Origin of the sequence: Bradyrhizobium sp., from assembly GCF_035570375.1 — a bacterium.
Classification (GTDB): domain Bacteria; phylum Pseudomonadota; class Alphaproteobacteria; order Rhizobiales; family Xanthobacteraceae; genus Bradyrhizobium.
In genome coordinates this window covers 1-16,348 of sequence record NZ_DATMLW010000247.1, presented here as the reverse complement: position 1 = coordinate 16,348, position 16,348 = coordinate 1, and the positions used below count along the sequence as shown (strand labels likewise).

Annotated in this window: 11 protein-coding genes; 2 read left to right on the top strand and 9 right to left on the bottom strand. The window is 59.7% G+C overall.

Features of this window, described 5'->3' with window-relative positions; all coding sequences use genetic code 11:
- Positions 1-454 precede the first annotated feature (454 nt).
- The 5 genes from VNX23_RS27015 to VNX23_RS26995 form a co-directional block, all read right to left on the bottom strand.
- On the bottom strand, positions 455-3,316 hold the full coding sequence (locus tag VNX23_RS27015) for an ATP-binding protein (protein WP_325634624.1): 2,862 nt from the start codon (positions 3,314-3,316) through the stop codon (positions 455-457).
- Positions 3,317-3,565: 249 nt separating this feature from the next.
- Positions 3,566-4,552: an HlyD family secretion protein gene (locus VNX23_RS27010; RefSeq protein WP_325634623.1), complete on the bottom strand. Its 987-nt coding sequence runs from the start codon at positions 4,550-4,552 to the stop codon at positions 3,566-3,568.
- A complete protein-coding gene (locus VNX23_RS27005) occupies positions 4,539-6,869 on the bottom strand; it encodes an ABC transporter permease (RefSeq protein WP_325634622.1) in 2,331 nt (776 codons plus the stop codon). Before VNX23_RS27005 ends, VNX23_RS27010 begins: the two co-directional genes overlap by 14 nt.
- Complete coding sequence (locus VNX23_RS27000; RefSeq protein WP_325634634.1) at positions 6,866-7,918, bottom strand: HlyD family secretion protein; 1,053 nt, start codon at positions 7,916-7,918, stop codon at positions 6,866-6,868. Before VNX23_RS27000 ends, VNX23_RS27005 begins: the two co-directional genes overlap by 4 nt.
- A 476-nt stretch (positions 7,919-8,394) precedes the next feature.
- Positions 8,395-8,910, bottom strand: a complete 516-nt coding sequence (locus VNX23_RS26995) for a DNA starvation/stationary phase protection protein (protein WP_325634621.1) — start codon at positions 8,908-8,910, stop codon at positions 8,395-8,397.
- A 258-nt stretch (positions 8,911-9,168) separates the two neighbouring features.
- Between VNX23_RS26995 and VNX23_RS26990 the strand changes: the two genes are divergently transcribed.
- Positions 9,169-10,209 carry a transglutaminase-like cysteine peptidase gene (locus VNX23_RS26990; RefSeq protein WP_325634620.1) on the top strand — a complete coding sequence of 347 codons (1,041 nt, stop codon included), beginning with the start codon at positions 9,169-9,171 and terminating at the stop codon, positions 10,207-10,209.
- Between the two features lie 16 nt (positions 10,210-10,225).
- Here VNX23_RS26990 and VNX23_RS26985 read toward each other — a convergent pair whose 3' ends face one another.
- The 3 genes from VNX23_RS26985 to VNX23_RS26975 all read right to left on the bottom strand — a co-directional run bounded on the left by VNX23_RS26985 (position 10,226) and on the right by VNX23_RS26975 (position 12,989).
- Complete coding sequence (locus VNX23_RS26985) at positions 10,226-11,161, bottom strand: ring-cleaving dioxygenase (protein WP_325634619.1); 936 nt, start codon at positions 11,159-11,161, stop codon at positions 10,226-10,228.
- Between the two features lie 379 nt (positions 11,162-11,540).
- Positions 11,541-12,143: an AraC family transcriptional regulator gene (locus tag VNX23_RS26980; RefSeq protein ID WP_325634618.1), complete on the bottom strand. Its 603-nt coding sequence runs from the start codon at positions 12,141-12,143 to the stop codon at positions 11,541-11,543.
- 210 nt (positions 12,144-12,353) lie between these two features.
- Positions 12,354-12,989 (bottom strand): response regulator transcription factor, encoded by a 636-nt coding sequence (locus VNX23_RS26975; protein WP_325634633.1) that lies wholly within the window; start codon positions 12,987-12,989, stop codon positions 12,354-12,356.
- A gap of 323 nt (positions 12,990-13,312) precedes the next feature.
- On the opposite strand from VNX23_RS26975, the gene VNX23_RS26970 reads away from it, so the two are divergent.
- Complete coding sequence (locus VNX23_RS26970) at positions 13,313-13,693, top strand: response regulator transcription factor (protein WP_325634617.1); 381 nt, start codon at positions 13,313-13,315, stop codon at positions 13,691-13,693.
- Between the two features lie 32 nt (positions 13,694-13,725).
- Here the strand turns inward: VNX23_RS26970 and VNX23_RS26965 are convergent.
- A partial coding sequence (locus tag VNX23_RS26965) for an ATP-binding protein (RefSeq protein ID WP_325634616.1) occupies positions 13,726-16,348 on the bottom strand: 2,623 nt, incomplete at its 5' end.

The following is a 16,348-nucleotide window of genomic DNA, read 5'->3' as shown; positions in this document are numbered from 1 at the left end:
CGACGCCGTCGGGGGAACGGCGCAGTAGCGGCTTGGGGGCAGCCGCTCCCGGGTCTCATATCGCCGCAGGGAAGGGATGCGGAGATATATACTGGCGGAGATCCAATCTCCCATTACGAAACATCCTGCTATTTCCAATCGAAACGATCTATTGCACGCGGGTCTTTTGCGATCCCCCTATGGCTCCGGTGAGTTAAACCTTGGCTTAGGACGCATTCACCCACTTCCGGTTCAACGATTGGCAACGGGCGCTAACGCCAGACGGCGCGGTTCCTGTTCGCAGCATTGCGAGCCATCCGCCCGCGCCTTCTGGCGAAGCACGCCTGGCTTTTCATGATGGGGGACGGAGTTATTCCGGTTTGGCAGCTGAGGCATTCCCGCGGTCTTAGCGAAAGACGTCGTGGTACCGCTCGCCCCACGGCGGCCCATCGAGCCACGCTGTGTGGGTAACCCATTAATCCATTTGGTCTAATAGCGCCTTCGCCCGTCTAACTCGCGACGCCGAGAAGCCTTCGGTAAATTGATCACATATCGAAGTCAGCACCGATCGTGATTCCGCGCGCCTGTTCTGACACTGCATAAGCTCTGCGAGGCTTATCGCCGAGCAAAGCTCCCAATAGAGCGCCTGCTGTTCACGCGCCTGGCTGATCGACTGGCGATACAGATCTTCGATCCGCGCCATGTCGTCAGAACCACCTAGCGCAAGTAGATCACCCTTCACTCTCAGCATCTCGGGCACGAACCATCGATACTCAATCGCCGCCGCGAGATGCATCGCCTCGTCGAGCTCGGAAAGACCATCGCCGACGCGGCCGATCGCGCCAAGCGCCGCGGCCAGCTCCGCCATAAAGAAGGCGTAGAAAAGCAGGTAGCTCGCCTTTTTCATTTCGGCGAGTCCGGTACGTAGCAAATCTATTCCGGCGCCCGGATTGCCGCGCTTGGCCGCAAGACTACCGCGCACACAAAGCCCGGCTGCGTAAAACGGGCGCAGCGAATGCTTATAGGCGCAATCGATCAGCTCGTCGCCGAACTGATCAGCGCGGTCCCACTCATCCAGGCTCACAAAGACAAAACCAGCCGCCCATGCAAGAGAAATGCACAGCACGCTCGGATGAAAGGTACCGCGCGCCTCTTCGACGGAAAACAATGCTGTCCGCGATGCGTCATCCAGGCGTCCGAGCGAAAGCAAATTAACGGTGAGATGAGCGGACGCCGAGGCCCGCAGATCGCTGCCGAACCGGACCAAGTCGAGCCTTCGCCGATCGGTGGGGTAATACTCGATCGCTCGTTGCAGCCGCTGGGCGGCCTCGGCGTGCGCGGCCATGTAGGTCAGCGGTACTCCGACGATCCAATCGGCGACTGCCTGCGCTTGCAAGTCTTGGGTACGCGCGACGCCTTCGTATCGGCGAGCGAAAACAAGCGCCTCCTTGGAGACCGCCGAGCGCCCCAGGAATAGCCAGACACCATGTGTCGCTCGCTGCCGGTAGTCGAAATCCCCAAGCTCCTCAGCGAGTGCCAGCGCTCGCTCGAGCGCCTTGCGAGCTGGTGCGGTCATGCCCTGTGTATAGGTGAGTGCCACCCCGAGACTGCACTGCAGGATCATCTCAGAGCGTGTACCGAGTGCATTCCCGATCTGGGCAGTTGCTTTCTCCGCCCATTCGCAAGACTCGGTAAGCAGAGACATCGCGCTCCAGAAATCGGCTGCCGCAGCAGCGAGCTCGACGCCCAAGGCGGCATCCCCAGCCGGGGAGAACGCCCAGTTCAGCGCAGCACGAAGATTGTCGATTTCCTCACGATAACGACGCAGGTCTCCAATAGGAGCCTGGAACTGCCCGTCGCTTGCGAAATGAGCAAATAGATTGCGATAGAATTCTGCATGCCGCCGCGCGGTTCGCCTGGCTTCGCCGCTTTCGTGCAACTTTTCGAGTGCATATACGCGCGTTGTCTCAAGTAACCGCCAGCGCCGAGCCCTTTTTGAATCGTCAGGCGCAACGAGCGACTTGTCGACGAGATTGGCCACCGCATTCATGATAACCGACGAAGCGCGATCCTCTTCGGCAATTACTGCACGCATCGCATCGAGGGTGAAACCGCCCGCGAACACGGCCATAGAGCAAAGCAACTGCTGCTCCAACCTGGGTAATAAATTGAAACTCCAATCAAGCGTGGCGCGCAGCGTCTGGTGACGCGGCAGGGCCGTACGCCGACCGCCAGTAAGTAAGGCGAAGCGATCGTCAAGATGTTCCGCGACCTCCTGAACACCAAACGTTGCCGCACGCGCAGCAGCAAGCTCGATGGCGAGCGGAATGCCATCCAATCGCCGAACGATTGCCGCGATCGCCGGAAGATTCTCACCGCGCCTCAGGAAGTCGGCGTCGAGTGACCCCATTCTTGTGATGAATAGCTGCACGGCGCTGCGCCCGAGGACGTCGCTCGACGTGACTTGCTCGGGCGATGGCACCTCCAGCGGGGCGACGTGGTAAACATACTCGCCCTCAATCCGCAGTACTTCCCGGCTTGTGGCGAGCACTGTTGTGTGCGGACACAGGCGCAAGACAGTTTCGGCGAACTCCGCGGCGGAGTCGATCACATGCTCGCAATTGTCGAGAACGAGCAACACCTTTCTGCTGCCGATGGCCCGAGCCACCGAAGCCGACGAAATCTCGTTGCCGCCCAATCGTAGGCCAAGCACTCCCGCAACCGTGGATGGCACCAATTGCGGATCCGACAGCGAAACCAGCTCTACGAGAAAAACGTCACTCTCCATCTCCGGAAAGAGTCTTCGGGCCACTTCGGATGCCAATACCGTCTTGCCGATCCCGCCAGGGCCCGCGAGTGTCACGGCACGACAGGCAAAGACAAGGTCGCGCAGATGCTGCACCGCCGTCGCCCGGCCTACCAGCGCGCTAGCCGCTACCGGAACGTTCGTTGAAAATGAAGTTCCCGCCGCCGTGGCCCGCTCTACTGGACTCGGCTTGGCCGGATTACGATCCTGCTGGATTTTCCAATTACCCAGTAAGCGGTAACCACGACCGGGAACCGTTTGCAGCAGCCTCCGTTCCGGGCCTAGAGCCTTGCGGATGGCCGAGATATGAACCCGTATGGTGCCATCCTCGAGGGTGATGGCGCGCGGCCACGCGCTCCTCATGAGCGCGTCCTTGGTCACGATTTCACCATCTGATTTCACCAACGTCTCGATGATCAGGAGAGCGCGGCTACGGATTGGAACCGCGACGCCGTTGGCGCGTAGCTCGCGCGACACGAGATCTATCGTCCACGTGGTGGGCTCAAGGGCGTCTCGTTCGGATTGGCCCACGTGACCATCCCGTTTTGGCTCTTTGGTCCTGTTCACGAATTGGTCTTACAGGCAAATAGAGTAGAAGATGGCTAATCCCTCGTCTCTTCGCGGTCAAGCCGCACCTGGCGCCGGTTTTCCAACCGCGCTGTACACATTACGCCGCACACGCCCCATAACGGGGCGTTGGCGCAGTCGAACAGGTTATGAGATCGGATTACCTTGCGCCCGTTGATCCCAACCAATCAATCGGGACGAGATCGAGCAATTTCAACGGACATTGTCGGTTGGCTCGATCCAGACAGTCATGCCCGCTTCGAGTCCTGTCGAATCTCCCAATGGATCAAGGCGCATCCGCAACGTATTGCGGTCATGATCGCCTATGACCCGCTCGGCCTGCCAGGTGGCGAACGCCCCGAGCGGCCGCAGTTCGGTAATAACGGCTCTGATCGCAGCATCGGCGCCGTTCCGCCTCACATTGACGGTTGCCCCGACCGAAAGACCACCGAGATGATCCTCGCGCACATTGAATGAAAACCACCGCGGGCCTGCCTCCTCAATCATCAGAATAGGTTGGCCGGCGCGAACATTCTCGCCCAGCTCTGCAGCCACGACAGCGACCACGCCATCCACCGGGGCGCGCAAGATCATCTTGTCGAGGCGACGTTCGAGCACATCTACTGCGGCCGCCGCAGCCCGCACTTGCGAGTCCGCAATCGAGCGTTCCTCGCGGGTCGGACCCGCCACGGCCGCATCATAGTTAGCCTGTGCCTCAGCCACATCAGCACGTGCGCTTGCGGCAGCGTTCACGGCTTGATCCAATGACTGCTGGGACTCAAAGCTGTCGCGTGCCAGCGTGCTGGTTCTTGTGAGCTGAGCCTGCACGTACTCGAGGCGGGCGCTTGCTTTGGCAATTTCATATTTCAGCGAGGCCACCTGTTCGCGACGGACACCGGCGTAGACATTGTTGCGGTCCGCGATTGCCGACGCGAGGGCGGCGCGCGCCTGGTCCGCCTGTGCCGTCAACTCCAACGCGGAGAGCTTCGCCAGGACATCGCCCACGTGTACTTTCCCACCTTTCTGCACCGCGATTGAGACGAGTTGGCCATTCACCTCCGGTTCCACCCTGACTTCTGTCGTCCGAACCACTCCAATGAGTGTGACCTTCGGATCCGGACGATGGATGGAATAGATCAGAATGGCCGCCGCAAGCAGGATGGCGACCGCGACAGTAGCTGCAGGCTTAACTCTCTGCATGTCCTCGCCTTCCTCTCGTCACAACTATCGAGATCACTGCAAGCGCGAAATAGATCAGGGCCAGGCACCACAGCCCGAGCCAATCGTGGGCGACCTCCCAGATGCCGGCACCGAGCTGGTTGATGCGCACGAGACCATCGATCGCGGAGTCGGCCGGGAAAATCCGGCCGAACGCGAGGGCCGCCTCGGGGATTGCTTCACGCGGCCACGCGAAACCGGCCATGAAGAACTGAGGCAGGCTGGTTGCCAGAAGGAGGATGGTCGCGTTCTCCGGCCGGGTGAACCAGGCCCCGACGGCTTGCCCCATGAAGCTTGTCGCCAGCAAAAAGACGGTCGCGATCGCGAAAAGCTCCGGAAGATGGCCGAGCGTCGAGAAGCCGTAGATGCGCGGCAGCACGATGAGATAAAGCGCAACCGCCGGAAGGTAGATGCTGAGATGGGCGATGCCGCGGCCGAACACGCTAGCGAACGCGCCCCCGCCTTTCGCCAGCGCAGTGCCGGTCAGCATCGCCGCCCCGATCAGAAGGGTTTGCTGCAGGATCAGCACAAAAGCTGCCGGCACGACATAGCTCGCATAGCCACCCACAGGATTGAAGATCGGCTGCAGCAGTACATCGGCCGGGCTCGAGTTTGCCAATTTCGCCTTGACAAGGCTGCCATCGGAGCGCGCGCCTCGCGACACGAGCTCGGACGTCAGGGTGCCGATGGCGGTGGCAACCCCGCTCGCGGTCGACCTGAACATGAACAGGTAGGTGGCATCCGCATAGATCGGAATGTGAACGGTGAGGCCCTTGAGCATGTCGCGTTCGGCATCCGGTGGAATTTCTACGGCGGCAAACGCTGTCCCGCGATCGATTGCGCTGCGCGCCTCGACAAGCGTGCGCGTCCGGACTGCGACGCTCAACGCGCCGCTCGCATCCAGTGTCTCGACGATCTGTCGGCTGAGATCGCTCAAATCATTGTCGACGACCGCGATCGGCAGCTTGCGCAAGATCTGGTTGAGATAGGGCTGCGGATAGTAAATGCCATAAATCAGGGGCGCCAGGAACAGCAGCGTGAAGGCGCTCCGCGTTCCCAGCACGCGCCGCCACTCCGCGGCAAACGCGCCGCCGATCCCTCGCGGTGTCTGTGTGACGTCGGGCGGGTCGGAAGGTCGCGCCACTTCAAACCAGCCCTTGCGCTTGAGGCTCGCCATGCGCAGCAATGCCAGACCGGCATAGAGCAGCGCAAGGCCTGCGAGCGCGGCAAAGGGAATCGCGGAGTCCGCGACCGGCAATCCGCGTGCCGCCTGTCCCAGCAAGACGGCCATGTACCAGCGCAGCGGCAGCATCGCGCTCCAGACATGCGCAAACGCGTTCATGCCGATCGTGGGAAAGCCGACCCCTGCATAGCCGAATGCGGGAGAGGCAATCAGGCCGGCAAGTCCGAGCCCCGTCGCCAGGTCGCCGGCGACGAGCTGGAGCAAGGCGCCGAGCGACAGGTAGGCAACGATCAGGAGCGAGCCCGCCGCCACCATCATTGGCACGTCTCCCCGGAAGGAGATCTGCAGCACGCCCTCCAGGAAGAACGGCTCAGCCAGCATGATCAGGAAAAAGATGCCGAACAGCGGGGTGAGCTTACCGACGAGGGCGACAACCGGATCGCCTCCGGCGCTTTCGAGCCACTCTCGCGCATTGCGCCGGCGGAATTCGGAGCCGACGGAATAGCCTGCGGCAAGCGTCATCACCACATGGATGATCGTCGGCAGCAGCGCGCGCAACAGGAATTGGGCATAATTCTTTTGCGGATTGACCAACGCGATCGTCTCACCGGTCAGCGTTCCGATCGAGGCTGCGGTGGGTGCGGCGCGTTTGGCGGGGGCTGCCGCGGCCGCCGCGGCAGAAAGCGAATCGCTCAGGCCCGAGGATGCAATGCCGGAGGGCGTCAGGAACTGCTGATTGTAGAATCCGACGACCTGCGGGCGGCGATCGGCCTTCAAGTCGCGCTCGAAGTTTGGCGGGATATAGACTGCCGAGATCGCCTTGCCGGACCGGATGTCCTGCACGGCCGTGGACAGCGTGCCGGAGCGGTCGACGATTTTCAGGCTCGGAGACGCCGCGATGTATTCCGTCAGCGCACGCGAAGCATCCGACCTGTCCTCGTCGACGACAGTGACCCCGAGATGCCGGATGACCGGGCGGCTGAAGACCGTCGTGAGAACCACGAACGCGAAGAGCGGTACGCCGAAGATCAAGAGCAGCGCAACGCGATCGTGAAGCAGCCAATGGCACTCGCGCCGGGCAACGCGCAGAAATCCGGGCTTTGACGCCAGTCTCATTGCCGCGACCGCCAGTCGAGATAGGCACTCATTCCCGGCCGCAGCTCAGGCACCGGCTGGACCGGATAGGCGCGGATCGAAAACGTCCGCAAATCGAAATCCCCCGAAGCACGGGTGGCGCGCCAGCTCGCATATTCGCCCTTGGTTGCAATAAGCTTGACCTCCACCGGAACGCGGCGGTCATCGAGAGCCGGAATACGTACGTCAAATCGATCACCGATTTTCAAGTTCTTCACGAGATCCTCGCGAAGATCGAAGTGTATCCAGACGTCCGCCAAATCGATCAAGGTAACGAGCGGCACGCCCGGTGAGACATACTCGCCCGGCTCCACGTTACGCTGGTAGACCTGCGAGGCGACTGGGGCATAGATCACTAGTTGATCGACGGTGGATTGAACGGCCTGGATGTCGGCATTGGCCTTTTCGACATTCGTCCTGGCAATGTCCCTCTCCTCCTTGGTATAGCCATTAACCACCTGGTCGTAGGCCGACTTCGCTTGGTCAACCGCCCGTTCGCTTTCGTGCAGCGTGTCAGTCACCTGGTCGAGACGGGCTTGAGGCGCATTACCCTGTTCGGTCAAAGTGTGCGTTCGGTCAAAGGTCTTCTGTGCCAGCACGAGGGCCGCCTGCGCCCGTTCCAGCTCCGCTTTCTTGGCGGCGATGGTCTCGGCCCGGGTCCCAATGAGCACGTTGGCAAGTTGGGCCTCGGCAACAGCCATCGCCGCCTTCATCTGCCCGTGCTTGGCCAGAGTTTCGGGGTTATCGATCCTCACGAGTACAGCCCCCGCAGGAACGTTCTGTCCGCGTTCAACGGGAATTTCCTTGACCCGTCCGTCGACGCGCGCAGCGATATCCAGTCGTGTCGCATCGGCCTCGCCCTGCACGAGCAGCGGTTCTCCCCGCAAGAGATAGAAGACGGAAAGCGCGGCTACGACAGCTGCGACGGTGCCGACGATGATGGATGGAGCACGGGTTTCAGCGCGCTTGTTCTTCCGTGCATCGTTCTTGAGCTCGGACGCATCTTGTGTTTCCGTACCAGAGGTCGGCATATCCACGCCATGACTCCTCTTGTTCACAACCAAGTGGCCGACTGGCAGCTATTACATCAGACCACATCCATGAGGGGCACGCCGTTTTGCCCCACTGCCGAGGGTCGGGTGTTCTTCTGTTCAGCGATAATTCGATCACCCAATAGACACCGGGATTATACTCGCCGCTTGAACATGTTTGCTGCAATTTTTTAATGCTGTGCTGCTGAAAACGGGCGTTCGGTACTTGGTGGCGCGGGTACTCCGGACTTATGCGTTGTTCAGGGGTATTGAACCACCAACGCCTTTTCGCGACTGGAACCCTCAGATTTGCAAGCCTTGAGAGCCCCTGCCATTCGAACGGTGAGCGATAGCCCGCCCGGGATCGACGGCAGAACAAGGCACCAGGCGCCCACCCGCATGAATAGACAAGCAACACCAGACCGCGGCGGCATCAACGTCCGACAACTCGTTCAACTTGACGAGGGCTTCAATTTCTAGGACCGTCCGCTGCTCTCGAAGAGAAACCAGGCGCGTCCCTCCGCCTCATCGATCCAGGATTCGAGCAAGCTTGCGGTAGCGATATCGCCAAATTCGTCGCACAGTGCATGAGTCTCACGCATGTGAGCCGTTAGTTTAACGTTGTCGCCGCGAAGTTCCTTCAGCATTTCTAGAGGCGAGACGCAGTCGGCGTCATTATCCAAAACGCGTTGCAGGCGGCCAATGTTGGCGATTGAACGCAATGTCGTTCCGCCGAGCTTGCGTACGCGCTCGGCAATCGGATCGGTCGTGGCGAGGATTTGCGTGGCCTGCTCGTCGAGCATGAGATGATAATCACGAAAGTGCGGCCCAGATACGTGCCAGTGGAAGTTCTTCGTTTTTACATACAGGGCAAACATGTCCGCCAGGAGCGTGGTGAGCGCGGCAGAAATGCTCGGCATGGCGTTCAATCCGAGCCCAGATGGCGTTTGGCAAGACGGGCCGCTTCGTATGTTGATTTTTTCAATGACCATGAAAGTGTGCCCCTGCTCCGTCGTCGAGCTCCCTTGAAGTCACACGCGCAGGCTCTCCGATCGTGGGGTCTCAGTCTTGAATAACGCTGCTTCCCTTTGAAGGGACGCCTCTTTTTAGCCACAAGGACGGTCCGAAGCAGGTTTGTCCAAGAGACGAATGCCCACGCGTGCCAAGTTGTGCCTCGAGTTCATCACCACGCAGCGCGGGCATCACGTCCCGAGCGCCGAGGATTTTGGACATGCAAAGCAGGGTTGCGCATGGACAGCTTGCCGTTGACCTCGCCGATAACGGCCCGCATTGAATCGCTTCCGCTTAAATGGCGTGTTCGAGTGTTTACCAGCCTGCTAACTCAATGGACGGCACGTAGCGCCAGCGCTTTCAGGGCGACCCGCTTTCTGCTGGCTTGCTCTCTCTTGCTCGAGCCGATCTGGTCGCTTCCCTGTTCCGCCGCACCCATCTCTCTGGTCGCCGACCACGTCCCACTTCGTGGCGGCGTCGCGACCGTGTCTTCAACGCCCCGCAATCAGCCAATCCCGGAAAAAGAGCAATTGGCTCGATTGTTCGGTCTGGATACCGAGCCCGTCGCCTGGGGACCGCTTTTGGAGAAATGGCATCACCTCAAGGCCGAGATCGTCCACGACCTCGGAGTCGTCGAACAATGTCGCGCGAATGGCCCCTGCCCGGTGCCGGCTCAGAAGTTGATTGATCTGGCTTCCGAAGGCGCGAGCCGCAGTGGACGGGCTCGTGTCGGCCTGATCAACAGAGCAGTGAATTTCGCCATCACTCCCGTCAGCGACGAGGCACAATGGGGCGTTCCGGACCGTTGGAGCGGTCCGTTGGAAACACTTCGATCCAGGCATGGGGACTGCGAGGATTATGCGATTCTCAAATATGTCGCGCTCCTGGAAGCGGGTATTTCAAAAGAGGATTTGAAGATCGTCATTTTGAAAAACCGTCTGCCAAACGAAGATCATGCTGCCGTCGCAGCTCGGGCGGACGGTCAGTGGCTCATCCTGGATAACCGAACGCTCACTTTGGTACGCGACGTGGATGTCGCGCGGGCCATCCCAATATTTGTACTGGACGACGATGGCGTCAGACGATTTGTAGGGAGCAGTCGAGACCGAAGACGGCTAGCCGATTCTGTCCCGGCCACCTTATCCTCTGGGTGGGCCGGTGGTACGCTTCCTTCTCTACAAACGGCTCTTGAGGTTGAGGGCCGAGAGCCAATCGCGCACCAAAGAAGGCCTCCGAAGGATGGTGCCCCTCCCGTTCCAATCGCTGGCACGAAGCGGTAGATGAATTCGTTCATCGTCAGGCGAGTTCTCCCACAACGGGCAGCATACCCTCGATCTCCTGGCGCCGCGGCTCAAGGAACTTCGGCAGCTTCAACGCCCGACCAAGGGTCTCGACGGGCTCGTCGACTGCGAAACCTGGAATATCGGTCGCGATCTCAAACAGGACACCGCCGGGCTCGCGGAAGTAGATCGAGCGGAAATAGCTACGGTCTTTCTGTTCGGTCGGATGCCTACCGTGCACGCGGATCAGCTTCTCGGTCATCTGTGCCTGCTGCGCATCGTCCGCAGCGCGGAAGGCGATGTGATGCACTGAACCTCGTCCCTGGTGCCCGCGCGGGCATCCCTTGACCTCGTGAATATCAACGATGCCGCCGTTCGCGACGCCTGCCGCAGCGAAACGGATTGCCGATCCTTCACGCGCGACCTCGCGGAAGTCGAACACGTCGCTCAGAATCGCTGCAGTCTTCTCTGCGCTGTCGAGCAGCAGCGTTATACCCTGAAAGCCGCGAATCGCATGTTGAACGGGAATGTCGCCGTTGCTCCAAGCCGGCTCGTCGGCTGCATTGGCAGCGCCAACCAGCGCGAGCGCCATCCCGTCCGGATCCGTGAAGGGCAAAACTTGTTCGCCGAAGCGCTTTTCCAACGCCTGACAAGCAATTCCCTTCTCGATGAAGCGCTCGGTCCAGTAGCCGAGCGAGCGCAATGGCACTCGGAAAGCAGTTTGATGGGTTTCACCGACCCCGCGCTGGCCTGCCGACGCCTTTGCCCAAGGGAAGAAGGTCAGGATTGTACCGGGACTGCCGGTCTCGTTACCGTAATAGAAGTGATAGGTCGACGGATCGTCGAAGTTCACCGTCTTCTTGACGAAACGCAGACCAAGATCGCGCGTGTAAAAGTCGAGGTTCTTGTTGGGATCTCCGGCGATTGCCGTCACGTGATGAATACCGGACATGTCGTCTCTCCTCACTGGTCCATCGCGATCCACCGCGCATCGTGCCTCCGTCGCGGAAGACGCGCCTGAACTAAAGATTTTCCTTTACCATTTCCCAAACATCTCCCCCGCGGCCGCAAAATGGCGCGAGCCGAGTAAAGCGCCATTCCGATCGCCGGCTCTACTTGCATGAATGGCGGCATGACGAGTTGCATTGGGTTGACCTGTACATGAAGAAGTGCCGGCCCGGGTTCTGCCAACCAGTCCTTGACAGCGGTTTCAGGCTGATCCGCGCTCGAGACCGCCTCTCCACAAAAACCTGACGCGCGCAACCCCCGCATTTGAGAAGTTGGCTTCGGGTCGACGGTACGAAAGGACGAAACTCAGCACTTTGCAATGCTCATGACTTGTCCGCGCCAATTCCTGCGATGACCTCGCCGGGGATTCCCAGTTCTCGCCGCCAGTTGGCAGGACTCTGACCGAAGTCCCGCCTAAAAAGCCTGCATAGATGTGCTTGGTCAGAAAAGCCGACACTCAAAGCTATTTCACTTAATGATGTCGTACTGGTTATCATCAGGTGACAGGCTTTCTCCAAGCGCCTTCTCACCACGTAGGCATGTGGCGACTTACCAACAGCCAGTTTGAACTGCCGCGAGAAGTGCGCCGGACTTCGGCGCGCGATGGCACTAAGGTCGCGGATATGAATGGTGCGGTGCAGATTGCTGTCGATGTAAGCTCGCACGCGCGCGACCTGCCAGGCAGCCAGACCGCCACTTGAGGAGCCGTTCGCCCCGGAACAGCGTTCGATCTCCGCCTGCAGGATACGCCACGCTGTAACCAGCGAAGCCTTTACTACGCCCCGATCACGCTCGAGCTCCCGCGTTGCAGTCTCAAGCAACCGGGCCAAACTACTGGCAACAACATGGAATTGCTGGTCGCTTGCAGAAGGAGATGCTGGTGAAGTAGTTTGAAAGTCTTCTGTAATAGCCCTGTCGACGAACATCCTAACCTCGCGTGTTTCATTCTCGGCGGTTGGACGTAACTTATGCTTTGGAGTACCGCGGGCTATTCCACACAGGTGGCGCGTAGCGATCAGTTTGGGTGTGTTGTCTAAACCTAAATTTACAGGCCCACTGACAGCTGTCGCGCCGCAGATGGTGAGAAATGGGAGGAGGCGTAAGTGCGACTGCGCACGTAGCGCAGAGGGGACCGCTCAGACGCGATGCGGCGTGTCGGATACCAACCTGAGCTTATCAGCCATTCGGCCGAGTTCCGGAAGCGAACCGGCCCTCATCTTCTGCATCGCCCGGCTGCGATGCACCTTCACCGTCGCTTCGGCGATGCCGATATCGAAGGCAATCTGCTTGCTCAGGCGGCCACGAGCGACTTGAATCACGATCTCCCGCTCCCTCGGGCTTAGTGACCCGAAGCGCTCCCTGAGGACGGCCAAATCCGTTTCAGTTTTTCGCCGTGCCCGATCGCGAGACAGACCCAGCTGAATAGCGTCGAGGAGATCCTGATCGCGGAACGGCTTGGTCAGGAACTCGATGGCGCCCCGCTTCATTGCCTGTACGGACATCGGTATGTCGCCGTGCCCGGTGACGAAAATGATCGGGATTTCCCTGTTTGCCGCAGCCAGCTCACGCTGAAGATCCAGGCCGCTTTGATCGGGCAATCTGATGTCGAGCACCAGACAGGTAGCACAATCCGGCGGATCGGACTCAAGGAACTCGGCAATTGATGCAAATAACTGAACATTGAGGCCGAGCGATCGCAACAGGCGCCCGACCGAAGCGCGGAAATTCGGATCGTCGTCGATGACCAACACGGTGGAGTTTGAATCAGACATTGCTGCTGCTCGGATTAAAGCATCCCGAAAAATCAGCCTTTGTCTCGGTTGCAGGTTTAGATTGACCATGCATTTCTAGTCCTAATCCGTAGACGTGAACAGCCCCATTCTTCTCGATATGAAACGTGCGTACACTAAAGTTTACACAGCATAACATAGGTCAGCGACCTCCTTTGATGCCCGAGCTGCCCAATTCGCTCCGAGCTAAGCCAAAGTTTACAAGGCGCCGACATTACGCGAGTAGCATTCTTCGCAGATATGACGCTATTCTAGACGTGTTTGATGCCCGCAACGCGAGTTAAAGGCGAATTGCCACAGGCAGCATGATGAAAAAACCATTGGTTTCGGTTGTTGAAGACGATCGATTTTTTCGCGAGTCCATGCGAAGGCTCATGAGATCAATGGGCTTTATGGTCGATGTTTTTCCGTCGGCGGCCGATTTTCTCGCATCTCCTCGCATGGGTGAAACGGCCTGCCTGATCGCCGACGTTCACATGCCGGCGATGACAGGTATCGAACTTTTTCGGCGCCTTATCGATACCGGCCACGCCATTCCGACAATACTCGTGACTGCTTTCCCGAACGATGTTGACCGGGCCCGCGCCCTGAGCGACGGGGTCACGTGCTACCTCAGTAAACCAGTGGATGAACGGGATCTCACAAGGTGTCTTGACGCGGCTCTCGCGTCCGGCGATTCGACCTGAGGACTTCTGAACTCTCATTTGCTTCTGAACTCTCATCTGGCGTCGGGCAACGTGAACCAAAATACGGCGCCGCGAGGCTGATTCGCCTCCGCCCACAGCCTGCCCCCATGAGCATCGATGATGGACCGGCATATCGACAGCCCCATCCCTGTTCCACCGGACTTGGTAGTGTAGAACGCCTCGAACATTCGTACGAGATGCGTGGGATCGATGCCCGGCCCGGAGTCGCGCACGGCCACGAGGACCCCTTTCTGTTCGCGTTCTGTGCTGATCAATAGCTCTCGCGCCCCTGTCTCAACGGCGCCCATTGCTTCAACCGCGTTCAGGATCAGGTTCAACAGCACTTGCTGCAATTGAACGCGATCCCCGTGAACGACAGAAAATCCAGTGGCAAGCCGGGTCTCGATCAGAACGTTATTCCGATTAGTCACGCTTCGCGCCAGTGTGATTACCTCATCAATTGCCGAATTAAGGTCGAAACGCTCCTTTCGCGGCGGCGCCTTCTTGATTTGCTCGCGGATGCGGTCGATGATTTCTCCGACTCGATCGGTATCGGCAACGACGGAGCCGAGTGCTTCCCTGACCTCGCCCAGGTCCGACGGCTCCATTCCCAGAAAATTCTGTGCCGCGCGCGCATTATTCCGCGCGCTGGAGATCGGTTGTGCAATCTCGTGAGAGAGAGAGGCAGCCAATTCTCCCAGCATGCTCACGCGGTTCATATGAGCGAAATCCGATTCCAGCTCGCGCAGCGCCTCTTCCGCCTGCCTGCGTTCGGTCAGATCGAGCACGAAAGCGACCCGTTGGTTCTCGGTTTTTTCGTAGCTCGCGGCGCCGACCAGAACAGGCACGCGGCTGCCATCCTTTCGCAAATACTCGTTCTCGTGTGGTTGCGCGATGCCCGTCGCTTTTACCTCTTCAACCATCTGTGAATTGCGGTCGCGCCACTCCGGCGCCGTCAGATCAGTCCAGCGTATACGCCCCAATGCGAGGTCCTTCCGGTCGTATCCCAGCATCCTGAGGAACGCGTCGTTGGCTTCGATGATTTTCTCCTTTCCGTTTGAGATGAAAATGCCAATGATATTGGCGTCGACCAGCCGGCGGATTTTGGCCTCGCGTTCGGCGACATCACGGTACAGCCGCGCGTTCTCCAGCGCGATTGCCGCCTGTGACGCGAGCAGCTCCAGTACCGCGATCCGCGCCGGCGTGAACACATGTGACGCCAGGCTGTTTTCGAGATAGAGAACGCCGGTCAACTCGGCCTGTTTCAGCAACGGCAGGCAAAGGAGCGATCGCGCCTGCTTACGGCCTATGTAGTCATCTCCGACGAACGCGTGCCGCCCGCGCGCGTCATCAAGGATCACCTGGCTCTGGGTGCGGACGACCCGCTCGAGGATCCGCACGGGAAATTCCAGAGGCGCCACCGGCGTTTCGAAAAGACGGACCCTGACGCCGTCGCGACCGCTCCTCGCTTCCGCCTCGATCCGATATTGGCCGCCGTGCGGAAGAAGCAGGAGACCGCGGTCCGCCCCGGCATGCTCGACGGCAATCACCATCAGCGTCTCGATCAGCTTCTCGATCACGATCTCGCCGGCCACGGCCTGCGACATCTTGATAACCGTGGTGAGATCGAACTGCTCGACAGGCGCCTCGATTGTCGGTTTCGGCGACAACGGTGGCTGTTGCCCGACGTGGCGGCTCTGGTCGAGCTGTGCGACCTTGGCCAAGGCTCCCCAGCGAGCATAGCAATCCCGGGCCTCGCCCAAATAGAAATCTGCCAGCCTTTCGAAGCCGCGATTGCGGTAGAACCGAGCTGCCAATTCGCTGGCGAGCGCCTGGTCCTGAAGGAAGCCGCGCTCCGCGGCCAGGCGGATTGCCTGCTCGTACAAACGCATGGCCTCCACTTCTCGTCCTTCGAGACGTGCCCATTCCGCTGAGACCAAGAGGTGTTTATGCGCGAACGTCGCCGGGCAGCTCTCAGCCCAGCGCTGAAACGATGCGAGGTGTGCAATGAAGTCCTCGCGAAGCTCTGCCTGTCTCTCCGGCGAGGACGTTTGAAAGACGGCTGCTATGGCGAGAGAATGATAAAAGCAGTAATCCATCGACTGAAGATTGAGACGGGCCGACCAGAGAATCGGCTTGGCCTTGGCGGCAAATTCAAGGGCCGTCTCCGCGCTGCCCAGTAAGAAGTGCCGCTGCAATTGCAGGATCCAGTGAAAGCAGGCAACAATGGGAACGCCGCCCCGGAGCACCCTCGCTTCGAGCGCCGCCTGGTCGAGGGGCGCGCCGGTCCCCGCACCGCCGCGAAGGCTTTGGACGAAACCCTGGATGCTCAAGATGACCAACTGACCGAATTTGTATTTGCGGACAAAATCCAGGGCGCTTGCCGACTCGAGCCACACCTGGTCAAGAAGATCGCCGCGCGCCATCAGATCGGTGAGGCGATGTTGACGGTTGAAGCAGGCGTAAACCATCTCGCCGGTTTCGGCGACAGATCGGATTGCGGCCTCGAGGCAGGTGAGCGCGTCTTCGATTGGACGCGTCCATAGGACCGCCATTTGCATTAGGAAATGTACGCCTGCCTTCTGCGCCGTAAACCCGTATCGTTCGGCAACCGCGACCGCCAACCGTGCAAAAGCCTCCCCATCCGCGAAGCGA